This window comes from Bacteroides ilei, from assembly GCF_900128495.1.
GTDB classification, from domain to species: Bacteria; Bacteroidota; Bacteroidia; order Bacteroidales; family Bacteroidaceae; genus Phocaeicola; species Phocaeicola ilei.
This window is the reverse complement of the sequence record NZ_LT635801.1, coordinates 2,850,185-2,876,396: the sequence shown is the minus strand read 5'-3', so window position 1 is coordinate 2,876,396 and position 26,212 is coordinate 2,850,185. Positions and strand designations below refer to the sequence as shown.

The window sequence follows — 26,212 nt, the reverse complement described above, 5'->3', positions numbered from 1 at the left end:
TGATTATGGATACTAAAGAAATATTGAAGGGATGAAACAATATGATTATCTGATAGTCGGTGCCGGCCTCTTCGGAGCTGTATTTGCTTATGAAGCAAGGAAAAGAGGGAAAAAATGCCTGGTGGTGGATAAGCGCAGTCATACCGGAGGTAATATCTATTGCGAATCTGTAGGAGATATCCATGTACACAAATATGGAGCCCATATTTTCCATACAGACAATAAGGAGGTTTGGGATTATGTTAATGGTCTGGTGGAATTCAACCGTTTCACAAATTCTCCGTTGGCCTGTTATCAGGGTAAACTGTATAATCTTCCTTTCAATATGAACACCTTCTACCAGTTATGGGGAGTGAAGACACCTGTCGAAGCGAGAGCGATGATTGAAGAACAGCGTAAAGAATATGCTCATATTGTACAGCCGGCCAATTTGGAAGAGCAGGCTTTGACATTGTGTGGAAAAGATATCTATTATCGTCTGATTAAAGGATATACTGAAAAACAATGGGGGCGCCCGGCTACAGAATTACCTGCGTTTATCATTAAACGGATTCCTTTCCGTTTCGTTTTCGACAATAATTATTTTAACGACCGTTATCAGGGTATTCCGGTAGGAGGATATAATATACTGATTGAAAGATTATTGGGGGAAACTGAAGTCAGGCTTGGAACCGATTATTTGAGTTGCAGGTATGAACTGGATAGACTGGCCGACAGGATATTGTTTACCGGTTGTATCGATGAATTTTTTGATTACCGGTGTGGGCATCTGGAGTATCGTAGTCTTCGTTTCGAACATAAACATCTTGATTTCCCTGATTTCCAGGGAAATGCGGTTGTAAATTATACGGGATGTGACGTACCATATACCCGTATTATTGAACATAAGCATTTCGAGTTTGGAACACAAGTTGATACTGTGATTACCTACGAGTTTCCCGATGATTTTACAAGGGGTAAAGAACCTTATTATCCGATAAATGACAGTCGCAATATGGCGGTTTATCAGTTGTATGTTCAGATGGCTTCACAAATGCCGGATGTGTTTTTCGGAGGACGTCTCGGACAGTATGTTTATGCCGATATGGATGATACGGTGGCCGCTGCCTTACAATTAAGCCGACGTATATTGGACTAAATATGGAGTTTGACCGAAAAATTTTTAACTTTGCACATAAATATGATGAAAATATGAAATGCCTGCATGTTATAACTCCGGTAAAGGATTCGATTGATTTTACTCTTGAAACCATCAAAGCCATTAGAGATTCGGAAATACGGGTGCCTTATACATATACTGTCTATAACGATTTCAGTACAGAAGAAAATACCAGACTCCTGGAAAAGGCTTCCAAAGAATTTGGCTTTACATTGGTGAATCTGGCAGATATTACCGATCATCCTTCTCCCAATTATTTATTGGTTCTGCAAAAAGCTCGGCAGGAAGCTATTGCCGACGATGCCGGTCTGCTGATTGTAGAATCGGATGTGGTCGTGAAGAAAAATACGTTGCAGGATCTGTATGACGGGGCTTTGGCTTATGAAAAATGTGCTATTGCAGCAGCGGTGACCGTTGATGAGAAAGGTGAAATAAATTATCCTTATCTGCATGCCCGCGGGAAGGAAAATCGGGTGTATGCCGAGAAGAAACATTGCAGTTTCTGCTGTTCTCTCCTTACTCCTGAGTTTTTGAAGGCTTTTGATTTCGGTAAATTAGATACTTCAAAGAATTGGTTTGATGTTACCATTTCTCATGAAGCGTTGAAACTGGGTTTTGTGAATTATCTGTTTACGACTTTACCGGTATGGCACCGTCCGCATGGAAGTCGTCCTTGGAAACAGCTGAAATATAAGAATCCGTTGAAATATTACTGGTTGAAATATACAAAAGGTTTGGATAAAATCTAATCCGCATAAAACGATTATGAGTATACTGAATCATCGGACTGTAGTTCTGGAACCTGAGTTTAAGGATCTGGAGGAATTTATGTTGAGTATTCCGGATTTGTTCAAAAACAATAAAGGAACGGTAATACATAAAGGACGCAATGAATTGAGACGTATTGAATATAAGGGGACAGAATATGTGATAAAGGCTTTCCATCGTCCGAATATAATCAATCGTTTTGTGTATGGTGTGTTACGTCCGTCGAAAGCAAAACGTTCCTATCATTATGCCAACGTTTATAGAAAGCTGGGGGTGGGAACACCTACTCCTGTTGGCTATATGAATATCCGTAAAGGACTTTTGTTTGACCGTAGCTATTATGTAACTTTGACATCTACCTGCCCCTACCGTTATGAGGATCTGTTTACCCATAAATTTCCGTATGCCGAGGATGTATTACAGGCTATAGGACGTGTCACTGCTGTTTTGCATGAACATGGTTATGCACATAAGGATTACGGGCGTGCGAATATCTTGTTTGAACAATTGCCGGATGGATCCATAAAGATTGAGATTGTGGATTTGAATCGTATGGCTGTCGGTCCGATTGATATGAAGGCCGGCTGTAAGAATTTTGAACGACTTCCGGCTACTCCTGAAATGCACCGTATTATGGCTAAAGCATACGCTGAAGCACGTGGATTTGATGCTCAGAAATGTTTTGAGCTGATGGAGGCATACCGTAGTGTACAGCCGGGTAAGATAGATAATCTTTACTGATAATTACAGATATCTTATGAATATCATAGCAGTAGTTGTAACATATAACCGTCTGGAACTTCTGAAACGGAATATTTCCTGCCTTCGGTTGAATAAGCCGATAGATACAATTATTGTGGTCAATAATGGAAGTACCGACGGAACCGGACAATGGTTGGCAGGACAGGCCGGGTTGGTTGTAGTCAATCAGGACAATGTAGGAGGATCTGGGGGTTTTTATACTGGCATACAGAAAGCGTGTGAGATGGGGGCTGACTGGATCTGGTGTATGGATGATGATGTGTTTCCGCATCCCGACTGTCTGGAGCGGCTTTTACCTTATACCGCTGATTCCAATACCGGCATATTGGCTCCTCGCAGATTGATGGAAAATAAAATCTACACCAATGATTTTCAATCCTTGGACCTGAAGAACCTTTTTGCTTCACTTTATTGCGGAAAACTCTCAAAGATGGAAGTGGTTTCTCCAATAAAAATAGCTGGAACTGCTTTTGAGGGACCATTTATCCGTCGTGAAGTAGTAGATAAGATCGGATTACCCAACAAGGATTTGTTCATTTTCTGTGATGATACAGATTATTGCATCCGTACTGTCCGGGCGGGTTATAAGATCAAGTATATTCCAGAAGCTTTAATGGACAAACAGAAGTTCTTCTCGGATGATACTTGGAGTGAGCGCAACAGAAAAAAGAAATGGAAACGGTTTTATCAAGTACGTAATTCCACTTATCTGAACCACCATTACGGGATGAACTGGGGAGTGAGATATCTTCGGGGATTTAATGGAGTGATAGGTTATATGTTGGTAGCATGTATTGCCTCTCTGTTTACGGATGCATACCATTGGAGTGATATTCCTAAGTTCTGGAGGGCCTATCTTGACGGGGTGAATGAACGTCTTGGGAAAATGGATTGATTGTTGTTTATTAAAATTTATACTTTATGCGGTTGATAAAAGTTACCGGAGGTTTGGGAAATCAGATGTTCATTTATGCGTTTTATCTTCGGATGAGGAAACGTTTTACGGATGTACGTATCGATTTGTCGGATATGATGCATTATAAAGTGCATTACGGTTATGAAATGCATAAGGTGTTCAATTTACCTTATACTGAGTTCTGTATCAACCAAAGAGTGAAGAAGGTATTGGAGTTTCTGTTCTTCAAAACGATTCTGGAACGGAAACAACATGGTTCTATGAAACCTTACACCCGGAAATATAGATGGCCGTTTATATACTTTAAAGGATTTTATCAGAATGAACGGTATTTTGAAGATATCAAGGATGAGGTGCGTAATGCTTTTACGTTTGATCTGGATAAGGTGAATGAAAAGACCAGGCAGATTCTGGGAGACTTTGCTTCCGATGGTGTTCCTGTTTCAATTCATATCCGTCGCGGTGATTACCTGTTGCCGAAACACTGGGAGGCTATCGGATGTATTTGTCAGTTGCCTTATTATAAGAATGCTTTGTCGGCTATGGAAGAACGGGTAAAAGATCCTGTTTATTATGTCTTTTCGGAAGATTTGGAATGGGTGAAGCAGAATTTGCCGTTAAGGCGTGCTGTATATGTTGATTGGAATAAAGGGGAAGATAGTTGGCAGGATATGATGCTGATGAGTCGTTGCCGTCATCATATTATCTGCAACAGTACTTTCAGTTGGTGGGGGGCTTGGTTGAATCCGGACCCGGATAAGATTGTGATAGCTCCGGAGCAGTGGACCTCTACCCAACCAGGCAATACAATTGTACCCAAAGAATGGATTATGGTACCTATAAAATAATATGCCTATGATGCTGTATATGTTGAAAAAGATAGGATACGCCTTGCGTGATGTTTTCCATACATTGCGGAAGACCTCTGATCCTCGTCTGGTTATGACTCTATTGGTTAAAAATGAAGAAGCCATGCTGGAAGAAAATCTTTTGTTTCATAAGGCAATGGGGGTAGATGGCTTTATTGTGACCGACAATAATTCTACTGACCGTACCATGGACATTCTTGAACAGTATCGGCAGAAAGGATGGATTCTGGAAATCATTAGGGAAACAGCCGAAAATTATGAACAGAAATCATGGGTAGACCGGATGATATGGAAGGCTAAAACGGTTTATCACGCAGATTGGATCATCAATGCAGATGCCGATGAATTATGGTATGCACCTTCTGGTAATTTAAAGGATGAGCTTTCTGCAACCTCCGCTAATGTATTGAATTGCAGAATAAACAGCGTATATCCTGAAGAGGAAAAACCGTTTTGGGAATGGACTCGTGTGGTAAGGTATGTTCCTGATCCCGAAAAATATGACTTGTCTGTTTATTCTTTGTTTGAGCGTCAGAATTGGAAGGTTATTCATAGGGCTGACGGCTATATCCAGATTTCCATGGGGAATCATAAGGTAAAGATGTTTCCTCAGCGTGTGGCAGAAAGCTCTGTCCGGATCTATCATTACAATGTGCGGGGAAGAAAGCAGTTTATTGAGAAGATGATAAACGGAGGCAAGCAGCTGGAACAACATAAAGGGCGCCATGGAGGTCGGCATTGGCGTTATTTTTATCGTCTGTACAAGGAAGGAAAACTCAATGAGGAATATGATAGAGTAATTGGGTTGAATGTCATTGATCGTCTGCAGGAAGACGGATATATCAGGGAAGACAATACTATACCCGTTTTTTTCCAAACCTTAAAAGTGTAATGATATGAAGCACATAGCTTTTACTATTGATAGAAAATTTGTCCGTTTTTGTGCTGTGACTATGGTTTCGGTCATGGAGAATGATAATCCGGCGGATCTTACCTTTCATATTATAGCCAATGATTTATTGGAAGAAGACCGTAAAATATTATCAGGATTAGTTCAAAATTACGGTTCATGTATTTTCTTTTATCAGGTTCCTGCAGTAAAGATGGCCGGTTATACCATTCGTTGGGAGAAAAAACGTCTTTCCGAGGTCGTTTTTTACCGTTGCCTTTTGGCCTCCATCTTACCTGATTCAATATCTAAAGTTTTATATTTGGATTGTGATATTTTGGTTTTGCAACCTCTTGATGAATTGTGGAATACTGATATAGAAAATAAAGTGTTAGCTGCTATTCCGGATAGTTACCAGATAAATGTTAGGCATTGCAGACGTTTGGAATATGATATTTCCTATAATTATTTTAATGGAGGAGTGCTGTTGTTGAATCTTGCTTATTGGCGCCAATATCATCTGGAAGAACGATGCAAGGCTTTTTATCAAGCTCATCCGGATAAGATTCTGTATAATGATCAGGACTTGTTGAACGGGTTGTTCTATGATCAGAAAGTATTGGTTGATATGAAGTGGAATGTCCAGGAAGGAGCTTATCGTATACCAAAGGGAATGACCGCCCATTGGTGTCCTCCTTATATCGAAACATTAAAGCATCCGGCCATTTTGCATTATTCGGCACGAAAACCGTGGCAATATCATTGTATGCATCCGCTGAGAAATTTATATCTCTATTATCAGAAACTTACTCCATGGAAGGATGAACATGTGTTGAATCATTATGGTGCACGTATACATAGATTTCTGCATATGTTGCCCTATACGTTGCATTTGAAAAAAGAGAAATATCTGGATATCCATATATTGGGTCTTTAAATGGTATTGTAAATCAAAAGTATTATGAAGCCAGTTGTAAGTGTTGTAATCCCTAATTATAATTACGGTCGATATCTGGACCAACGTATACAGACTGTTTTGAACCAATCTTACCAGGATTTTGAATTGATTCTTTTAGATGACGCTTCAACGGATAACAGTATTGATATTCTGCAGAAATATAAAAATGATAAGCATGTTTCTCACGTTGTTGTCAATGAAAGAAATACAGGAAGTCCTTTCCAACAATGGATGAAAGGAATATTGTTGGCTGAAGGAGAATGGGTTTGGATAGCCGAGGCTGATGATGTCTCTGAGCCGACGTTTCTGGAAGATTGTCTGAGAGCGGTACATAGTTATCAAGATGTTTCCATATGCATGGTGGGATCTGATTATATAGATGGGAATGGAAATGTTATAAGGCAGAATGTAGATTATTGGGGAAAAAATAATATGAAAACGGTTACTTTTTCTGGCCGTGAATACATTAGACATAAACTTTATTGGCATTGTTGTATCATGAATGCCAGTGGTGTATTATTTAAACGGGAACAGGCATTAAATCTGCAGAATTCAATTTTTCTGACCATGCGTTATAGTGGTGACTGGATGTTCTGGTTTGAAATGGCAAAACAGGGATGTGTTGTAGAAGTCCGTAAAACATTGAATCATTTCCGTCAGCATGAAGCCAAGGTCAGTGTTGAAGGGATATCTACAGGTAATCGGATTCGGGAGGATATTGATGTCGTATCATCAATAGAGCAGAGTGATATCATTATTGGGAAATATAAACGAAAGTTAGCCCGGGGAATGTTGTATCGGAAGATAAAGAAAGTTGGGAATATCCAGAAGCGGAATGAACTGTTTCTTTATTTGAAAGAAAAGTTAGGTGGAGATAAGTCTGACTTGTCTGTCTTGCATTGGAATCAGTATTTACAATATCTCTGTCCTTTTCTGGTTACAATGAAAAGAGATCGGAAAAAGTGATTATTTATAATGAGAAAAAGCCAACCGATTTATTATTAACCGGTTGGCTTTTTTTCTAAATGATATGGGTGACTACAGCTTTCTCATGATCTTTCTCTTCCGTCATTATCCAGGGGATAAAACGAAAATGCCTGTGTAGTTTGAAGAAATAATAGTTGAATAATAATGATGAATGTAATTCCTGTCTATATACTTCTTTTAAGTTTTCTTTTACATGTTGGTTCTTGATATGGCGGATATAGCGGCTCATTCTTCCATAACATTGTTTTCGTTTGTAGTTGTTGATTTGTGGAAAAATCGTTTCAATATATTGGATAATTTTCAAACTTTCCACGAAATTTTGGCCGTTATTTTTTCCTTTGGTCGTTTGTGAGAGGTGTTGGCGGAAATGGTTGAGTTTTTCATGGATACTAATGACATTACCTTGGAGTGCCATTTCAAACCAGAACATCCAATCTCCGCAATAGCGCATTTTATAAAATACCTGATTCTTAATGTTCAATGCAAATTGTTTACGGAAAACTACTCCACTGGCATTGGCGATGATATTTTCCCAATATAGACAATTTTGTGCAAATTGTGGCCCATGGTATATGGTTGCCTTAGAGGAGTATTGCTGGTATTTGAAAGGTAAAGGCCGGTCATTTTGATCGATGTAGAGATTGTCTACATAGCAGACGGATGCATGCTGATCCATCTGAATGTATTTCATGCATGTTTCCAGAAATTGTGGAAGTGCCAGATCGTCTGCTTCTGCAATCCATATCCATTCTCCGCGTGCCAATGTGATTCCTTTCATCCATTGCATGAAAGGTTTTCCGGTATTTTCTTCATTTATAACTACATGGGAGACTTTGGGATGATTCCGGTAACGTTCGATTACCTTGAGGCTATCATCTGTAGAAGCATCATCAAGAATAATAATTTCGTAGCTCTGATATGTCTGGTTCAGGATACTATTAATACGTTGGTCTAAATAATTTGCATAATTATAGTTAGGTACTATTATGCTGACCATAAGACTATTGCTGCTCATCATTCTCCTATATGGTTTATTTTATGTCGGGTAATCTTGTTATTTTTTATATCCAGAAATCATTTTGTATATCAAATGCATTGATTTTTGATTTACTGCATGCAACAAGGCCAGAATTTTCTCCAATTATGTTTTTTTGTGTTTTTCAGTAAAACAAGGAAGTATGGTTACTCTGTAATTTTAGTTGATTTTATGTATAAAAGTGAATGTTTGTTGTCTGTTATAAGGCTTGCATATCATTCAAACGTTTGTAGTACCCGTTTTTCTGCAGAAGTTCTTCATGTTTGCCACATTCCACGATACGCCCTTCGTATAATACGTAGATACGGTCGGCGTTCTTTATGGTTGATAGACGATGGGCGATGGCAATGGTAGTGCGTGTTTTCATCAGACGTTCCAATGCTTCCTGTACCAGGCGTTCGCTTTCTGTGTCGAGTGCTGATGTAGCTTCATCCAGAATCAGAATAGCTGGATTTTTCAGTATGGCACGGGCAATAGATATACGTTGGCGCTGACCTCCAGAAAGTCGGCATCCCCGGTCACCTATATTGGTGTCATAACCCTTTTCTGTTTCCATTATGAAGTCGTGTGCATTAGCTATTTTGGCTGCTTCCACTACCTGTTCCATTGTTGCGTTTTCAACCCCAAAAGCGATGTTGTTGAAGAAACTGTCGTTGAACAGGATAGCTTCCTGGTTTACATTTCCTATCAGTCCACGCAAATCTTTTACAAGGAAATTCTTTATATTCTTGCCATCCAGCAGGATTTCCCCTCCGCCTACATCATGGAAACGGGGAACCAGATCTACCAATGTTGACTTCCCGGATCCGCTTTGTCCTACCAAGGCAATGGTTTCTCCTTTATGTACATACAGGCTGACGTCATGTAAAACTTCGTGCGTGCCGTAACTGAAAGATACATTTCTGAATTCCAATCCTTCCTTCAGTTCGGATATATGTTCCGCATTAGGGAGTTCAACTATGTTGTTGGGAGCCTTCAGTATCTTGTCTACACGTTCCATAGAAGCCAGTCCTTTAGGAATATTGTAACTGGCTTTGGAAAAGTCTTTCAACGGATTGATGATACTGTACAATATGACCATATAGAATATGAAGGTAGATGCATTGATGGTAGAATGGGAGCTCAGAATGAGTGAACCGCCGAACCAGAGAACCAGCACGATGAGCAATGTACCCAGAAATTCGCTCATCGGATGTGCCAGACTCTGCCGCATAGCTACCCGATTTGTGGCATCACGGAATTCGTTGCTGCATTTTACAAAGCGGTTTATCATTTTTTCTTCTGCTATGAACGCTTTGATAATGCGCATTCCGCCCAAAGTTTCTTCCAACTGAGACATGGTTTCACTCCATTTGTTTTGGGCCTCGAGTGACTGGCGTTTCAGTTTACGTCCTACCCGCCCCATAATCCAACCCATACCAGGAAGTACGATAATAGTAAACAAGGTCAGCTGCCAACTGGTTATTATCAGCGTAGCAAAATAAGATATTATCAGGATAGGGTTTTTTAGAAGCATGTCGAGTGAACTGGTAATGGAGTTTTCTATTTCACCCACATCACCGCTCATACGGGCAATGATATCTCCTTTTCTTTCTTCTGAAAGGAAGCTGAGCGGGAGATGCATTACTTTGGTATAGACCATGATACGGATGTCACGTACCACGCCTGTACGTAGTGGTACCATGATGGCGGTCGAGCCGAAATAACAAGCGGTTTTAAGTAAAGTCATTCCTGCGAGGAACAAGCCTAGCCATAATAGAGTAGTAGCAGGTCCGAATGTTTCGATCAAGCGTGAAACATAGTAATAGAAATTGTTGATTGCTACGTCCTTAAAGTCGCCATTCCCCCATTCTATAAATTGATATACCTTTTCTGAGTCACCTGTTTTGAATAGAATGTTCAGGATAGGAATCAATAAAGAAAAGGAGAAAACATTGAATATGGCCGACAAGATGTTGAGGCCTATTGCTCCGACAACATATTTCTTATATGGCGAAACAAAGCGCCGCATCATTTGGAAGAATTCTTTCATGCAGGTAATAAACTGTTTTTTATTGCGTTTGCAAAGATAGTGTAAATTGTTGGTTGTTTGATGTTAAGTTGAGTTTTTGAGTGATATTTTATGTTTTGTTGTAATTTGTGTATGTTATGGATAGTTGATTTGGTAGTTGGATTTATTTTCCGGCAGTACATTCTTCTATCAGATAGCGTGGACGTTGTTTCACTTCCTTATAGATTTTACCGATGTATTCTCCTATAATACCTACCGAAGTCAGTACGGCTCCTCCGATGAACCATACAGAAATCATTAAGGAAGTCCATCCTGGGATAGTTTGTCCTTCAGTGAATCTGATGAGGCCGTAGATGATGGCAATGATGGATATGAGGATAAACAGGAGGCCTAATATAACGATATAACGTAGGGGGCGTACCGAGAAGGATGTTATTCCGTCGAGAGCAAAGCTCAGCATTTTTTTCAGTGGATATTTTGATTCTCCGGCAAACCGTTCTTTCCGGTCATAATAGACTACAGCAGAAGGAAATCCGAGCGTGCAGACCATACCCCGGAGGAACAGGTTCCTTTCCGGGTAACTCATCAGAGCCTGGAGAGCCCGTTTACTCATCAGTCGGAAATCAGCGTGGTTATAGACAATTTCCCCTCCCAGATTGTGCATTAACCGGTAGAAGAGGAGAGCTGTATTGCGCTTGAAGAATGTGTCTGTATTACGTTCTTTCCGTACGCCATAGACTATGTCAATGCCTTTGTTATAATAATCAGTCATGGCGATAATGCTTTCTACATCATCCTGCAGATCGGCATCGATTGATATTGCGGCATCTGCATGTACCGAGGCCCATTCCAGTCCTGCCCATAATGCTTGCTGGTGGCCTACATTATGAGCCAGCTTGATTCCTTCTACCTTTTCGTCTGTTTCCGAAAAAGTTTTGATGAGCCGCCAGGTCGCATCTTTGCTTCCGTCATCTACATAAAGGATTTTTCCGGAACCGATCATTCCGTCTACTTCCAGGCGTTGCAGGATGTCCGTCAGACGACGTGTGGTTTCGGGTAATACTTCTTCCTCGTTGTAACAAGGAACGACAATGGCAAGGCGGATATGTTGTTTCATAGTTTACGGTGCTTAAAGACAAAACGGACCAGAATGAAATTTATTGGTATGGCGATGGCGAATACCGGGAAGGGAGCCCATATGGCAGGTATTCCTATAAAAAGGAACAGGTTGAGCAGTATGATATGCAGTGCATAGTTTACGGCATGTGCTCCTCCCATACCTATCATTTTTTTCCATGATGGAGCAGAGCGGAACGTGAAGAATGCGGTAAGGTAAAAATTGGCTATAAATGAAAGTACATATCCTATTGTGTAGGCTATGTTCACGGGTATGTAGCGTTGCAGGAGGTAGTAGATACCATAGTGTAATGCTGTAGCCAGCAGACCTACCGTTCCAAATCTGATTACTTCACCGGTAATTTCCCGTCTGTCCATCTTGACTGGTGGTGTTATCTGAGTTAATTGTTTCAAATATACTATATTTTATTCTGTTACGATGCTTTGTGCCGAGGTTTTCTTCTTGAAATGATATAAATACATAATTTGTTTTACATCGCATCCCCTATGGTCACTGTGCATAACCTCTGTCAGTGTATAGTTTTTCCTGTTTGGCAAAGCTTCAAGATCATTTTCACCGACGATAAGATAACCTTCGTCAGGCATATGGTATTCCCAAACATCCACCCGGTTATGGGTATAGAAGTTGATGGTAAAAAAATGCATCATGCCTACATTGACAAAGGAATAGATTTTGCCTTCGGGTACTTTTTCGATGATTTGTCCGGCAAAAGTCTTGTCGGATTTGATGTTCAGGACGGTAGGTTGGTAGAAGCCGTCCAATGCCAGAAATAGGATAAATGTGATTCCGGTGACCGCTAGAGGGGCATAATGTTTTCTGACGAATCCCCAAACGGCGTATACGGGAGGAAGTAGGATGGCTATGAATTGTAGTGGATGGATGGGGGTGTCTTTCAAGGCATGCAGGTATGCAATGTTGTCGGCTGCATGTTTTCCATGAAAGACTGAGTCGGGAACTAATCCCATCTTGACAGAAACAAATACCAGTGTCAGTAGCAGGCATAGTCCGTATATAATACTTCCGTAAATGCGCAAGGATTGGGGCTTGTTGCGGTAGAGCCAGAGTATATATTCGGCCAGGAAATAGGCGATGAACGGGTAGATAGGCATAAGATAGACACTCCGTTTGCTCTTCGGGATACAGTAGAATACAAAGATCAGTATGATACTCAACAGATTGAAGAGACGTACATCATCCATTTTTCCGATATAGGCTTTCAGGTGGTTCCACCATTGCAGGGGTTTGCCGTTTATTTTCCTGTATTGCAGAAAAAATAGGGAAATAAGGGCAAGTAAAGTATAGGGAGTAAAACCGGCCACGACTGTCATTACATTATAGTACCAAGGGTTTTCATGGCTCGGGTATGACATCTTTCCGAGGAATCTTCCGAAATTTTCTTCCATTACCAGATCCAGAAAGGCTTGTCCTGCCTGGTGGTAGGCGGCTATATACCATAGTGCCGGAATAATGCACGACAAGATGGCTATTCCGATAAATGAAAGAAGCGTACGCCAGAAATTGACTTGTCGGATAAGCATCATTACTCCCATGACCAGACAGGGGAGTATAATGGCTACAGGGCCTTTGGTCAATGTCCCTAGACTCATGCAGAATATAGCTGTCCATGGGACAGAGCGGTAACCTTTTTCATACCAGCGGTAGAGAGAGTAGAGAGCCAGTACGATACAGGCTGTGAGTACCATGTCTACACGGCAGTTTATCGCTGCACGATGTATTTCAAAGTTGCTGAGTGTGATAAGGGCAGTCAGGAATGCCAGTTTGGTATCGCTTCGTCTGGAATTGAACAGGAATCCGATCAGAGCAATCATGGTGACGGCGATCATGGATGGCATACGTGATATGTATTCGTTTAAAATACCGGATACAGATGCCAGTGCGGCGATACACCAGTGAAGAAAAGGTGGCTTGTAGGCAAATTCACCTCCGATATTTTCTGGAAGTATCCAGTTGCCTGTATCAAGCATGGTATAGGCAACGATGGCTTCACGAGGTTCACCTTTGGTATGGAAAAATGTAATGCCTCCAATGGTGAAAAGCGTAACCGCACAAATGGCGGCCAGCAGGATCAGGTAAGTTCTTTGTTCTTTCTTCATGGCGTTATGTTGAATGAAAAAATGGAAGACCTGCGTCTTTTCTCGGTAAACGGTGCAGATCTTCCACTCTATGAAAGATATTCTGGAGTTATGTTCCAGAACAATGTATTGTTTTATTATTATGCATTCTTGTTGGCACGCTTGCGTTCTGTTTCATCCAGAATAATTTTACGCATACGCATGCTTTTCGGTGTCACTTCCACATATTCATCTTCCTTGATGTATTCCAATGCTTCTTCCAATGAGAAAATTACCGGTGGTATAATGCGGGCCTTATCGTCCGAACCGGAAGCTCGCATGTTGGTCAGTTTCTTTGATTTGGTAACATTAACCACCAAGTCGTTCTCATGTACGTGTTCTCCCACTACCTGGCCGGCATATACTTCGTCTTGCGGGTAGATGAAGAATTTTCCACGATCCTGCAGCTTGTCGATAGCATAGGCAAAAGCCGTTCCGCTTTCCATGGCAATCATAGAACCATTGGTACGGCGAGGGATATCGCCTTTATACGGCTGGTATTCCTTGAAGCGGTGTGCCATGATGGCTTCTCCTTGTGAAGCTGTCAGTACATTGGTACGCAGACCGATGATACCACGTGACGGCATGTCAAACTCGATATTTACACGATCTCCCTGGGTTTCCATGGAAACCATTTCACCTTTTCGGCGAGTAACCATATCGATCATCTTGCTGGCGAATTCCTCCGGTACACTGATGGTCAGTTCTTCTATCGGTTCACATTTTACACCGTCTATTTCCTTGAATATCACTTGAGGTTGTCCGACCTGTAATTCATAACCTTCACGGCGCATGGTCTCGATCAGAACAGACAAGTGCAATACGCCACGTCCTGAAACAATCCATTTTCCGTCTTCGTTTTCAGTCTTGCGTACACGCAGAGCCAGGTTCTTGTCGAGCTCTTTCATCAGGCGGTCATGAATATGGCGTGAAGTTACGTATTTACCTTCCTTACCGAAGAACGGAGAATCATTGATGGTAAAGAGCATACTCATGGTCGGTTCATCTATGGCAATAGGTGGCAGTGGCTCCGGATTTTCGAAGTCGCAGATGGTGTCACCGATTTCAAATCCTTCCACACCTATGATGGCACAAATGTCACCGGATGAAACGGATTGTACTCTTTTACGTCCCAAACCTTCGAATGTATGGACTTCCTTGATTTTTGATTTCACCATGGTTCCGTCACGTTTGGCTAGTGTGATGTTCATACCTTCTGAAAGAGTTCCGCGGTGTACACGTCCTACGGCAATACGTCCGGTGTATGAAGAATAGTCCAGTGAAGTGATCAGCATCTGTGGTGTCCCTTCCAATTGCTGCGGTGCAGGAATATATTTTATGATGGCGTCAAGTAGCGGAGTGATGGTTCCGGTAGGGGTTTTCCAATCTTCGCCCATCCAATTGTTTTTTGCAGATCCATAAAGAACAGGAAAATCAAGTTGGTCTTCCGTTGCATTCAGGCTGAACATCAGGTCAAAGACCATTTCGTATACTTCTTCCGGGCGGCAGTTGGGCTTATCTACCTTATTGACAACCACAATCGGTTTTAATCCGATTTGCAGCGCTTTCTGTAATACGAAACGGGTCTGAGGCATCGGGCCTTCGAAGGCATCGACGAGCAGGATACATCCGTCGGCCATATTCAGTACGCGTTCCACTTCGCCGCCGAAGTCAGCGTGTCCCGGAGTATCGATAATGTTGATTTTTGTTCCATTGTAGTTGATTGAAACGTTTTTTGAAAGGATTGTAATTCCTCTTTCACGCTCCAAGTCGTTGTTATCCAATACTAATTCACCGTTAGTCTGGTCATTGCGGAACAGATGTCCCGCCAGCATCATTTTGTCCACCAATGTAGTTTTCCCATGGTCTACGTGGGCAATAATGGCAATGTTTCTAATGTCTTGCATACTATACCTATAATTTGGGCACAAAGTTACGATTTTTCTTTAATATTATACGAAAAACAATATGATTTAAGCAAGATTTATGGGCTAAAAAGGTCGGTTTGAACAAATTAAGATAAAAAAAGGCCTTGAAAAAGTTGCTGTCTAAAAGATTCTCACTATCTTTGCACCCGCAAATCAGATTTATACATTTATAAAAACAGTCAAATTATGTATTTAGACGCAGCTAAAAAGCAAGAAATCTTTGAAAAGTACGGAAAGTCTAACACTGATACTGGCTCACCTGAAGCACAGATTGCATTGTTTTCATACCGTATTTCTCACCTGACTGAGCACATGAAGCTCAACAGAAAAGATTATAGTACTGAAAGAGCTCTGACAACATTGGTAGGTAAGCGTCGTTCTTTGCTGAACTACTTGAAAAGCCGTGATATCGAAAGATACCGTGCCATTGTTAAGGAACTCGGTCTGCGTAAGTAATTCTTTACTTGCTGCAAACGAACAGAAGATGAGCCGCTCTCCGTATGTAGGAAGGCGGCTCATCTTTTTTTATTTCATTTGGGATATTCCAGATTGGCATCGGTAAGTTGTTCCAGTACTTCGTGCAGAAACTTGTTTGCCTCCCATTTTGCCATCGGAAGATTCATCATTAAATAGTTTCCGCAATCTTTCGGGGAAGCTCCCGGGATTTCTCCTTCATAATCGGCAATGAACTGGAATGTTTCTGTAATCAGTGGAGCTATTTCCCGTGAGGAAAGATCACCTTTTATCACCAGGTAGTTACCGGTAAGACATCCCATTGGTCCCCAATAGATGATCTTGTCGGCCCAGACCGGATGGTTCCGGAGAAATGTGGCGGCCAGGTGCTCGATTGTGTGGATGGCCGACGGGCTCAAGGCCGGCTCTCTGTTAGGTTCTTTCATCCGGATATCGAAGGTGGTTACAATCTCTTCACCTACCGTATCCTGGCGGGATACGTAAATGCCACGTTGCAGGTGGATGTGGTCGACAGTAAAGCTAGGTATCTTTTTCATAATCTGTGTGATATATGTATGAATGGATTAAAGTCGGGCTGGTAATGCCTTTAGGAATGTTTCCGTAATGCGGAAAGACCGGTCGGCCATCTCGCCCCAGAAGTTCTGGTATTGTTCCAGATGTTTTTCGGCTCCCGGTGTATCACTGATGATGCGGAAGCTGATAAAAGGTACATTATACAAGTAGCATACTTGTGCGATGGCCGCTGATTCCATATCGACAGCCAGACCGTCGGGAAAGTTTCCTTTGATGCTTTCGAGTTCTTTACGTTCAGTAATGAACTTGTCTCCGCTACAGATAAGTCCGCCATGGATAGCGGTTTCCGTATCGAGCGACAAGGCGCATTGATAAAGTGTATCGTTACCGTTGAAATAGGTGGGTAGTCCTTGTATCTGTCCGTAGGCGTTTCCTTCACCACACCATACGTCGTGATAGACGATTTGCCGGCTTACTACTACATCCATTACTTTCAGGCAGGTATCTATACCGCCTGCCACACCGGTACTGATGATACAGTCGGGTTGGAAATTACGTATCAGTTCTACGGATCCGGCTGCAGCATTCACTTTACCGATACCGCATTGCATCAAGATAACTGTATTTTTCCGGATGGTCCCTTCAATATAGGTGAAAGGTCCTTCTGTGCGTTCTGTTCTGTTCTCCAGTTGGCTGGCCAGTTGCTTCTGTTCGGAAGACATGGCCGTGATGATTCCTATTTTCATGCGTAAAAATGATTTTCGGTTACAAAGTTACTATTTTTCATGGAGTATATTGTTATCTTTGCTCCCTGAAAACATTAATTAATAAACTATCGTATCATGAACCGATTCAAGAAAATACTTCCTGATATTGTGGCGATTGTGCTGTTTGTCATCATTTCGTTTGCCTATTTCTGTCCGGCGGTGACCGAAGGGCGTATTCTGGCGCAGCATGATGCCGTTGCTGGTATCGGAGCCGGTCAAGAGATTAACGAATACCGTGAACAGACCGGTAAGACTACCCGTTGGACCAATGCATTGTTCGGTGGTATGCCTACTTACCAGATGGCTCCCAGCTATTCTTCAAATAAGGTGTTGAACTATATCCAGGGTATCTATCATCTGTTCCTTCCTACTTATGTATGGTATGTATTTGTCATGCTGCTTGGATTCTATATCCTTCTCCGTGCTTTTGACTTCAAGGTATGGTTGTCGGCTTTGGGGGCTATCGTTTGGGCTTTTTCGTCTTATTTCTTCATTATTATAGCTGCCGGGCATATATGGAAGTTTGTAACCTTGGCATATATTCCTCCAACTATTGCCGGTATGGTATTGGTCTATAGAGGAAAGTTCTGGACCGGTGGATTGGTTACCGCTTTATTTGTGGCTTTACAGATTGTGTCGAACCATGTACAGATGACTTACTATTTCCTTTTTGTCATGCTTTTTATGGCTATAGCCTATGGTGTGGCGGCATGGAAGGAGAAGCGCTTTCCTCAATTCCTTAAGGCTACGGGTGTATTGGTGGTAGCCGGTATAATCGGTATCTGCATAAATCTTTCAAACCTGTATCATACTTATCAGTATAGCAAGGAAAGTATGCGCGGCAAGAGTGAGCTTGTCAAGGAAAATTCGGCCAACCAGACGGGAAGTGGTCTGGAACGTGACTATATCACTCAATGGAGTTATGGGATCGGTGAGACATTTTCATTAATGGTGCCGAATGTAAAGGGGGGTGCGTCTGTGCCATTGTCGAAGAATGAAACGGCCATGTCAAAGGCTGATCCTACCTATTTGGGATTGTATAATCAGATTGGTCAGTATTGGGGCGAACAGCCAGGTACATCCGGTCCGGTTTATGTCGGTGCTTTTGTCATGTTCCTTTTCATTTTGGGTTGTTTTATTGTGAAAGGTCCTATGAAATGGGCATTGTTGGGCGGTACAATATTTTCTGTTTTGCTTTCGTGGGGTAAGAATTTTATGGGACTGACCGATTTCTTCATTGATTATGTGCCTATGTACAATAAGTTCCGTGCGGTGTCTTCTATCCTGGTGATAGCAGAATTTACTATTCCGTTACTTGCCATGATGTCATTGAAAGAAGTAATAGAGCGTCCTGCCTTGTTTAAGGAGAAGTCCCGTTCGTTTTATATAAGTCTGATACTTACGGGAGGACTATGTCTGCTTTTTGCGGTCTTGCCTAAAGTCTTTTTCCCTTCGTATGTGTCGTCAATGGAGCTGGAAGCTCTGCAAAATGCCATTCCTGCCGAACAGCTGGCGCCCATTCTGATAAATCTGGAAGAAATGCGTGTGGCTATCTTTACAGCTGATGCATGGCGTAGCCTGATTTTTATTCTGATAGGCTTTTTCCTACTATGGATGTATTGTAAAGGTAAGCTGAAAGCTCAGTGGACTATAGGTCTGATAGCTTTGATATGTTTGGTTGATATGTGGAGCGTAAATAAACGTTATTTGTATGATGGGCAGTTTGTGGAGAAGGGAACCGAGATGAAACCATTTTTGCAACCTTCAGAAACAGATAAAGCCATTCTTGCCGACAAGACCCTTGATTATCGTGTATTAAATCTTTCAACCAATACGTTTAATGAGAATGAGACTTCATATTGGCACAAGAGTATCGGTGGATATCATGCCGCCAAACTCCGCCGTTACCAGGAGATGATAGAAGAGCATATTCACGGTGAAATGAATACATTATTCAAGGATTTTTCAGAAGCTGGTGGGGACATGACCCGGGTAGACTCTTCTCATTATCCGGTATTGAATATGCTGAATACCCGTTATTTCATTTTCCCATTACAAGGAGGGGGTACTGCACCGGTATTCAATCCATATGCGTTGGGTAATGCCTGGTTTGTAGATAAAGTGGAATATGTGGATAATGCCAATGAGGAGATTGATGCTATCCATCATCTTGACCCTGCGGTGACTGCTGTAGTCGATAAACGGTTTTCCGGTCAGATAAAGGCGGCTGAAGCTACCGCTGACAGCTTGAATAGCATTGTCATGAAGAGTTATAAGCCGAATGAGTTGGTTTACGAAACCAGTTCACCGAAGGGTGGAGTAGTTGTCTTTTCTGAAATCTATTATCCGGGATGGGAATCATATATCGACGATAAGGAAGTGGAGCACGGACGTGCCGACTACATTCTGCGTGCGATGAATGTTCCGGCAGGAAAACATACTGTCCGTTTCACTTTTGATCCGAAATCACTGCATGTAACCGAAGCTGTAGCTTTTGCTTCATTGGGTGTTCTGATTCTCGGTGCGGTAGTGATTCTTGTACTTCAGTATCGGAAACGGAAGGAATAATCCGTGTGATTGATGGTATATAAAAATGGCTCTGTCAGACTCTATCTTTATAGAGTAGTGACAGGGCCATTTTCAGAATATTGGTTTTATATCAGAGCGTCTTTGATTACATGTTGCCTATAGCTTATTATACAGAAATTATTGGTATAATTCCGCCAGTTTTTTCTGTAAAGCTTCGCCTCTTAGATTTTGGGCAACAATCTTGCCGTCGGGACCTATCAGCAGCATGAATGGGATACTGTTGACACCATATAGCTGTGCTGCGGCACATTGCCATCCTTTGACGTCGGATAAGTGTATCCATGGGAGTTGCATCTGATCGATGGCTTTTGTCCATGCATCTTTTTTTGAATCCAATGAAATGCCTACTATTTCGAATCCTTTAGAATGGTAAGTCTCGTATGCTTTTTTCACGTTTGGCATTTCTGCCCGGCAAGGTCCGCACCAGCTGGCCCAGAAGTCTACCAATACATAATTCCCCTTACCTATAAATTCGGCAGTATTGTGCATTTGCTCGTTACGGTCGGCCATGTCGAAGTGTGTAAATGAAGTTCCTATAGCAGTTCTTCGGGCAGCTACTTGATGTTCGGCTACGGCTTTATAGGCGGGCATATCCTTTAAAGCCGACAGAGCTTCCAGCATTTTGTCTACTTCGGCTGTTTCCATGTTGTAATAGGAACGTTGTAGGATGTAGGCTGATGCTATATTGGTAGGATTGGCCAGTAATATTGCTTTGATTGATTCTGTGAGTCTGGCCTGTTCTTCATTGAACTGTTTTTCGATAGCATCCATCTTGTCTTTGGCGGCTTCTCCCTGCTGGCTCAGTTCACGATATTCTTGTGAAAGCTTGTTGCCGGTGAGACTGAATTTGTAGTTGGCTTTGTTATATTCTCCCCATACGTTGTTGATATCGGAGCCGTTAGCCTGATAGTCGGTTTCAGAAACAGTGAGTGATATCGGAGTAGAATCGAGGTATACGGACCCGATAAAGTCTTTGGGGGCAGCGACCAGATTTGCGAACTGGGCTTCTGAAACTTCACCGTTTAAGGTGAAAGTGCTGTTCTTCACAAATGCGCTGTCTATCTTGGCCGGGTTACGTGAATTTTCGTACAGATAAATGCATTTGCCTTCATATTGGGCCGGTACGGTTCCTGAAATGGTATATTTCTGTTGTGCAAAAATATGATTCCCGGTTACAGATGCCAATAAAAGGCTTAAAATTACCAGTTTTTTCATTTTGTTCGATTTTAATGTTATGACTCTTTTTATTTTATAGTTTTCTATTTTTTATATAGAAGTCGTATAATGAATGAAATATGACACAATATTGTGGAGATGTATCCATAATGTTTGCACATGATATGGAAGCGTTCTTTCAGTGATGCCCTGTGGTTACGGGTTGTCATTCCTTCATTCAGGTAGTCGATGAGGGTAAGATGGGTGTTGTGGAGTACCTTACTTTGTTTCATAATACGGATACACCAGTCGAAATCGGCAGAGAATCTATAATGCAGGTCGTATGGCATGACATGGTCTCTGCGGGCAAAAAAAGCCTGGTGGCAGACTACCATACCCCGTTTGAAGCTTTTCCATGTCAGATTTTCTGGAGTGGAAAGGCGGCGCATACGCAAGAAATGCCCTTCTTTATCTACAATGGCTGTTTCACCATAAATGACATCCGGAAGTTCTGTAAGGGATGTGAGCGAGTGTACCATTAGCTGTAGGGTGTCATCTTCATGCAGTTCGTCGCCGGCATTCAGAAAGCAGATATAGTCTCCTGTCGCTTTGGCTATTCCCTTGTTCATGGCATCATACAGACCTTTGTCGGGCTCGCTCACTACTGTCTGAATATGGTTACGATACCGGTCGATGATTTCAAGAGTGTTATCGGTCGATTTTCCATCAATGATGATGTATTCGATATTCTTGTAGGTTTGTGTAATAACACTTTGAATTGTATCTTCCAGTAATTCTCCGGCATTATAGGTCACGGTAATAATGGAGAATTTGGGGTGCAGATGATGTATGTTATGCATTGTCTCCTGTAATCTGGTTGTAAATCTGGATATATTTCATGGCGACGTTATGTTCGGAATAGGTATTTACTGCCTTTCGCCGTGCTTCTTCGCTTAAACTGTTATAATCACCTTCATTGAACGACCAGCAGATGCCATTGGCCAGGTCTTCGGACGATTTATATTGGGCTACATATCCGTTATGTAAATGGTCGATCATTTGCGGAATTCCTCCAACGTTGAAACCTACGCAAGGAATGCCACATGCCATTGCTTCGACAATCGTGTTAGGTAGATTGTCCTGCAGGGATGGAGTTACATATAGGTCGACTGCATTATAGATGTCTACCAGACCCTTTTCATTGTTTACGTAATTCATCTGGTAGATAGGGAAGGGGAAGAGCGTAGCGTATTGTTCCGACTGACTTCCTAGTACTACTACACCTAGTTGGCTGCTCAGTCCGGGATTCTTCTCGGCTATCAGTTTACAGGCTTCTATCAGGTAATCAATGCCTTTCCGCTTGTCGGTAATTTTCATGGAACCGAATAGCAACAGTTTCTTGTCTTGCGGTAAGTGCAGCTTTTCGCGTACTGATTTTTTCGGACGCGGAGTGAATAGATTGGTATTGATAGCGTTCGGTATGTTTGTAATGGTCTGGTTCCTGATCAGGGCGCTTTTACGCGCAATGCCTTCCAGCCAACGGCTACAAGCCACAAATGTGATATTGGCATCTTTGTACAGCTTCTGTTTGCGGCGGAATACTTTGTATGAAAGATCCTTGTGATGCGGGTGTACCAGCAGTTCACAATCTTGGCACTGGACGGTATACTTCTCACAATATTTGGCATAATGGCAGATACCGGTAAAAGGCCACATATCGTGCAAGGTCCATACTACAGGTTTGCCTGAGTCGATGATTTTCCGGATATCCTTCAATGAGAGCATTCCTTGATTGATCCAATGAAGATGGATGACATCAGCCTGAATGAATTCTGGCAGGTTGGTGATATCGGTACCTGTATTGGCAATGTCTACAGCAAACAGATTATGTTTATGGAAACCGTTGGTAGCCCAAATAACGATACGTTCCCATGCAAACTGCCAAAGGCTTCTCCATGATTTTTTTAACGCTACTACAGTAACTTCATTGGTCTGCCTGTCGCGCACCAACATCTTGGCTTTTATACCGTTGTTTTTCAGGGCTTCCATCAGCCGGTTGGCAGCGATAGCAGCTCCTCCTCTGCGTTCGGATGTATTGATGATAAGTACTCTCATTAGGCTGTAGGGTTAATTTTATACAAAGGTACATTATTCTTTTTTGAATGTACTATAGTGGGTAAATCTTTTTATCAGGACTTCGGCCAGTTCACGGCTGTAATTTTCCAGGTTATAGGTGCTTTCTGCCATTCGTCTTCCGTTCTTGCCCATTTCACGGGCTTGTTCGGGATGTTCATGCAGTTGTTTTAATGCCTTCTCCCAGCCCTTTACGTCGGCGTATTCTACTAGTAGACCGGCTTGTTCCTTTTCCAGGTCCATTTCGAATTTAGGATTGCGGGTAGAGATGACAGGAAGTCCCAGTGCCAGTGCCTCTACCAAGGTAGTCAGTCCGATGGTATACGGATAGTTGAGGCAAGAAATGACCACAACCTTTGAACGGGCTACTTCGAGTGCCAGTTGATAAGGGATGATTCCTTCTACGAGGTGAATATGGATATTGGTCTTGTGATGGAAACGGTTGATTATCTCCTCATATTTCTGGTCACCATTGGCAGGAGATGTATAGAGATCGAATTCCAGTCCGGTGTCATTAAAGGCCTGCAATAGTGTCTGAAGGTCTCTGTTCTCTTTACCGGTAGAGATGAATTCCTTGTCTTTGGCCTCGTCTTTTATCCGGTCATAGAAGTCGAGATCGGCTCCCCAGTGAATCAGGAACATGTTTTCTTCTTTTACTTTTCCGGTCTTCAACGAATCATTTATGAGTGCCTGGCTGAAAAAGAACATGCAGTCTATCCCTTTATAGAAGAGACGTGAAAGCCGGCTTTTCAGCCAACCTTTTGTCTGAGGAACAGCCTGATGGTGCCAGACAGCTATCGGTTTGCGGAAGATTCTCAGGGCACGCAGGAAGATAAGCAGTTCCAGGCCCCGGTAGGAGGTTCCGTAGAGTATATCGAATTCTTTCCGTTTGTTCCAAATGGTACACAGATTGTACCACATCAGCTTTTTTCGGGAAGTGAAGTGACGATAAGGATGGAGTATAGGCTTTATTCCATATTTCGGGAAATGGGTAAGTCCGTACAGAATGTGTCCCGGATGCTTATGTTCCTTCCATTCCTCTAAAGCAGGGACAATGGGGCGGGTATGGTAATAGTAAAGTTTCATGCTCCGAAATCTCCTTTTAATGTACGTTTGATGCGGCGGATAGCTTTTGCCATAAAAGAGTTGGTACGTGCATAATATCGTATATAGGCATTACGAGCCTGCATGTTTTCCTTGATAGGGGAAATCTTCTCTACCGGCAACGGATTCATGTAAAGATTGGATGCATAAAGTCCGCCACCACCGCAATTGGTCCCGCTTCCATCAAATCCTTCATTCTGTACCAATGATTTTCCTACATTGAGTGAGAGAATATCTTTCAGGAAGAGAGATGCATTCCAACGGATAGCCCAGGAATTATTCTTGCCTTCAATCTGTCTGCGCAGCATCCGGGTATATCCGTATTTGCCATTGAAGTCGAAGGTATAGGTCAGGTTTCTTTTTTCCAGTTCAGCCAGCAGAACTTTTCCGTCAGGATTGAAATGCTTCCAGGCACGGTCCCAGGTAGCCCATCCCCAGCTTCCGGTCCATTTAATGAGAAAGGTATCCGGAAGGGAAGGGTCTTGGGTGAAATCACAGGCCTGTATGTGTCCCACCCGCTCTTCGTCTTTGTAAGTTTCGAGGGCGTCATTCATGAATTTCAGGAAATAGGGCGATATCACCAGGTCATCTTCCAGTACGATGACGCGGCCGTATCGGTTTACAAGAGTTGTTACTCCATCAATGATATTGCGGGCCAGTCCCCAGTTTTCTGTACGTTCGGTTATCGTTATATTTTTGAATCCTCGTACAGACCGGATAAAGTTACGTACTTCATCTACGGATTTCTGTGATGTATCGTCTTTTGCTGCATCCGAATAGATGAACAGTTCGCTTTCTGCGGCCAGACTGTTTTTCAGCAAGGCTTCGATATTCCGATATACGTGTGCAGGGCGGTTATATACAAATAGCAGGATAGGTGCGTAGGTTTTCATAATTTCAGTGGATCGATTTTATTAGTTCAATGATTCGGTCGCCGAAATGCTTCCAGTCGTTTTCCTCGAGAAAGTTTCTGTAACTTTCTCGTGAAACGGGATCTGTTTTATGGATGGCGACAATTTGACCGATTTCATCATAGTTGTGGAATGTATAGACTTTCAGCCGTTTTTCACTGGCGTAATCCTTGAAAGAGCCTACGTCAGGTCCGATGACGCGTGCACCGAATGAAAGGGAGTCCATCAGGATTCCCGAACTCAGAACCGATTCGGGGCAATAGGGGGCTAATACGAATGCTGAATGTCGGATGTAGCGGGCCAGTTCTTCAAATGAAGGACTTTCACATATAAAGGTAACGTTCCTGGGTGCTATACACCGTATTTCGTCGGCTAATGATGCCGGTGAGCATTTGCCGATGATACAGATTTTGAGATCCTGAGGATTCTCCCTCAGGTAGGTGAGGTATTCCAGTACTCCTTTGTAGCGTGAAATGCTTCCCCAAATAAGAAGGTCGTATTCCGGATTCATTTCATTTGATGATTCCGGAAGCCTGTTCTTGGTGGGATGATGCAGAAAATGTATCTTATCAGCTGCATAAGGATAATGTGTCCTGATCATTTCCACTCCTTCGGTAGCATGGGTTAGGATCAGGTCGGATTTTTTTGCCATGAAACGGGTGAGAAACCTCTTCAGTCGGGTATGGCCTCCCGCATGAGGCTTTTTGTTATGCAGAATCCAAATGATTTTCCGTCTGTTGGATTTCAGTAATAAGACGAAACAGATTGCTATCACAGATTGTAGCGGTCCATATTTGAAATCAGGGATACTTTCGAACCAGTTGAAAATGAATACATCTCCCCAGTTTTTGGGAGGGAGCAGGCTAAGCAACGGATTTTTATGGGGCGGGTTGACCACTTTTGATACTCCTTCACGTTCCAGTGAAGTCACAAAATCGTGGATATAGGGATTGGCCTTTTGGCCGGGAAGGATATGGAGTCTGGGGAAAATAGTGAATCGGATCATAGGCTTC

At 42.3% G+C, this 26,212-nt stretch carries 24 protein-coding genes; 10 read left to right on the top strand and 14 right to left on the bottom strand.

Annotated features, from left to right (window positions below):
- Window positions 1-31: 31 nt before the first annotated feature.
- The 8 genes from glf to BQ7489_RS12245 are packed head-to-tail and all read left to right on the top strand — an operon-like array spanning window position 32 to window position 7,287.
- Window positions 32-1,138, top strand: coding sequence for a UDP-galactopyranose mutase (gene glf / locus BQ7489_RS12280; protein ID WP_072531246.1), 1,107 nt, complete (start codon window positions 32-34; stop codon window positions 1,136-1,138).
- Window positions 1,139-1,191: 53 nt separating this feature from the next.
- Window positions 1,192-1,908 carry a family 2 glycosyl transferase gene (locus BQ7489_RS12275; protein ID WP_072531245.1) on the top strand — a complete coding sequence of 239 codons (717 nt, stop codon included), beginning with the start codon at window positions 1,192-1,194 and terminating at the stop codon, window positions 1,906-1,908.
- Between the two features lie 16 nt (window positions 1,909-1,924).
- Complete coding sequence (locus tag BQ7489_RS12270; protein WP_072531244.1) at window positions 1,925-2,668, top strand: lipopolysaccharide kinase InaA family protein; 744 nt, start codon at window positions 1,925-1,927, stop codon at window positions 2,666-2,668.
- 16 nt (window positions 2,669-2,684) lie between these two features.
- Window positions 2,685-3,584 (top strand): glycosyltransferase family 2 protein, encoded by a 900-nt coding sequence (locus BQ7489_RS12265; RefSeq protein ID WP_072531243.1) that lies wholly within the window; start codon window positions 2,685-2,687, stop codon window positions 3,582-3,584.
- A gap of 26 nt (window positions 3,585-3,610) precedes the next feature.
- Complete coding sequence (locus tag BQ7489_RS12260) at window positions 3,611-4,453, top strand: alpha-1,2-fucosyltransferase (RefSeq protein WP_072531242.1); 843 nt, start codon at window positions 3,611-3,613, stop codon at window positions 4,451-4,453.
- A gap of 7 nt (window positions 4,454-4,460) precedes the next feature.
- The gene (locus BQ7489_RS12255; protein WP_204352754.1) at window positions 4,461-5,366 is read left to right on the top strand and encodes a glycosyltransferase family 2 protein; all 906 of its coding nucleotides are present in this window, start codon (window positions 4,461-4,463) and stop codon (window positions 5,364-5,366) included.
- Window positions 5,367-5,370: 4 nt separating this feature from the next.
- Window positions 5,371-6,300 (top strand): glycosyltransferase family 8 protein, encoded by a 930-nt coding sequence (locus BQ7489_RS12250; protein WP_072531241.1) that lies wholly within the window; start codon window positions 5,371-5,373, stop codon window positions 6,298-6,300.
- Window positions 6,301-6,324: 24 nt separating this feature from the next.
- Window positions 6,325-7,287: a glycosyltransferase family 2 protein gene (locus BQ7489_RS12245; RefSeq protein WP_072531240.1), complete on the top strand. Its 963-nt coding sequence runs from the start codon at window positions 6,325-6,327 to the stop codon at window positions 7,285-7,287.
- 55 nt (window positions 7,288-7,342) lie between these two features.
- On the opposite strand, the gene BQ7489_RS12240 is transcribed toward BQ7489_RS12245, so the two are convergent.
- The 6 genes from BQ7489_RS12240 to typA form a co-directional block, all read right to left on the bottom strand.
- The gene (locus tag BQ7489_RS12240; protein WP_083580592.1) at window positions 7,343-8,326 is read right to left on the bottom strand and encodes a glycosyltransferase family 2 protein; all 984 of its coding nucleotides are present in this window, start codon (window positions 8,324-8,326) and stop codon (window positions 7,343-7,345) included.
- A 217-nt stretch (window positions 8,327-8,543) separates the two neighbouring features.
- Window positions 8,544-10,376: an ABC transporter ATP-binding protein gene (locus BQ7489_RS12235; protein ID WP_072531238.1), complete on the bottom strand. Its 1,833-nt coding sequence runs from the start codon at window positions 10,374-10,376 to the stop codon at window positions 8,544-8,546.
- A gap of 142 nt (window positions 10,377-10,518) precedes the next feature.
- The gene (locus tag BQ7489_RS12230; protein WP_072531237.1) at window positions 10,519-11,472 is read right to left on the bottom strand and encodes a glycosyltransferase family 2 protein; all 954 of its coding nucleotides are present in this window, start codon (window positions 11,470-11,472) and stop codon (window positions 10,519-10,521) included.
- A complete protein-coding gene (locus BQ7489_RS12225) occupies window positions 11,469-11,849 on the bottom strand; it encodes a GtrA family protein (protein WP_072531236.1) in 381 nt (126 codons plus the stop codon). Before BQ7489_RS12225 ends, BQ7489_RS12230 begins: the two co-directional genes overlap by 4 nt.
- Window positions 11,850-11,897: 48 nt before the next feature.
- A complete protein-coding gene (locus BQ7489_RS12220) occupies window positions 11,898-13,607 on the bottom strand; it encodes an ArnT family glycosyltransferase (RefSeq protein ID WP_072531235.1) in 1,710 nt (569 codons plus the stop codon).
- Window positions 13,608-13,726: 119 nt separating this feature from the next.
- Complete coding sequence (gene typA, locus BQ7489_RS12215; RefSeq protein WP_072531234.1) at window positions 13,727-15,532, bottom strand: translational GTPase TypA; 1,806 nt, start codon at window positions 15,530-15,532, stop codon at window positions 13,727-13,729.
- Between the two features lie 207 nt (window positions 15,533-15,739).
- Here typA and rpsO point away from each other — a divergent pair, with 207 nt between their 5' ends.
- Window positions 15,740-16,009: a 30S ribosomal protein S15 gene (rpsO, locus tag BQ7489_RS12210; protein ID WP_072531233.1), complete on the top strand. Its 270-nt coding sequence runs from the start codon at window positions 15,740-15,742 to the stop codon at window positions 16,007-16,009.
- 74 nt (window positions 16,010-16,083) lie between these two features.
- Here rpsO and BQ7489_RS12205 read toward each other — a convergent pair whose 3' ends face one another.
- Both BQ7489_RS12205 and BQ7489_RS12200 read right to left on the bottom strand, forming a co-directional pair.
- A complete protein-coding gene (locus tag BQ7489_RS12205) occupies window positions 16,084-16,563 on the bottom strand; it encodes an S-ribosylhomocysteine lyase (protein WP_072531232.1) in 480 nt (159 codons plus the stop codon).
- Window positions 16,564-16,590: 27 nt separating this feature from the next.
- Window positions 16,591-17,286, bottom strand: coding sequence for a 5'-methylthioadenosine/adenosylhomocysteine nucleosidase (locus BQ7489_RS12200; RefSeq protein WP_072531231.1), 696 nt, complete (start codon window positions 17,284-17,286; stop codon window positions 16,591-16,593).
- 96 nt (window positions 17,287-17,382) lie between these two features.
- Here BQ7489_RS12200 and BQ7489_RS12195 point away from each other — a divergent pair, with 96 nt between their 5' ends.
- Window positions 17,383-19,875, top strand: coding sequence for a glycosyltransferase family protein (locus BQ7489_RS12195; RefSeq protein WP_072531230.1), 2,493 nt, complete (start codon window positions 17,383-17,385; stop codon window positions 19,873-19,875).
- A 138-nt stretch (window positions 19,876-20,013) separates the two neighbouring features.
- Here the strand turns inward: BQ7489_RS12195 and BQ7489_RS12190 are convergent, their stop codons facing one another.
- Genes BQ7489_RS12190 through BQ7489_RS12165 form a run of 6 tightly spaced genes read right to left on the bottom strand, consistent with a single transcriptional unit; the run spans window position 20,014 to window position 26,205 of the window.
- Window positions 20,014-21,111: a TlpA disulfide reductase family protein gene (locus tag BQ7489_RS12190; protein WP_072531229.1), complete on the bottom strand. Its 1,098-nt coding sequence runs from the start codon at window positions 21,109-21,111 to the stop codon at window positions 20,014-20,016.
- Between the two features lie 44 nt (window positions 21,112-21,155).
- Window positions 21,156-21,911 (bottom strand): glycosyltransferase family 2 protein, encoded by a 756-nt coding sequence (locus BQ7489_RS12185; RefSeq protein ID WP_072531228.1) that lies wholly within the window; start codon window positions 21,909-21,911, stop codon window positions 21,156-21,158.
- A complete protein-coding gene (locus tag BQ7489_RS12180) occupies window positions 21,904-23,166 on the bottom strand; it encodes a glycosyltransferase family 4 protein (RefSeq protein ID WP_072531227.1) in 1,263 nt (420 codons plus the stop codon). The genes BQ7489_RS12185 and BQ7489_RS12180 overlap by 8 nt, the downstream gene beginning before the upstream one ends.
- Before the next feature lie 33 nt (window positions 23,167-23,199).
- Window positions 23,200-24,270 (bottom strand): glycosyltransferase family 4 protein, encoded by a 1,071-nt coding sequence (locus BQ7489_RS12175; protein WP_072531226.1) that lies wholly within the window; start codon window positions 24,268-24,270, stop codon window positions 23,200-23,202.
- Entirely contained in the window at window positions 24,267-25,181 is a 915-nt protein-coding gene (locus BQ7489_RS12170) for a glycosyltransferase (RefSeq protein ID WP_072531225.1), read from the bottom strand. The genes BQ7489_RS12175 and BQ7489_RS12170 overlap by 4 nt, the downstream gene beginning before the upstream one ends.
- A 4-nt stretch (window positions 25,182-25,185) precedes the next feature.
- Window positions 25,186-26,205, bottom strand: coding sequence for a glycosyltransferase family protein (locus BQ7489_RS12165; RefSeq protein ID WP_072531224.1), 1,020 nt, complete (start codon window positions 26,203-26,205; stop codon window positions 25,186-25,188).
- Window positions 26,206-26,212 lie beyond the last annotated feature (7 nt).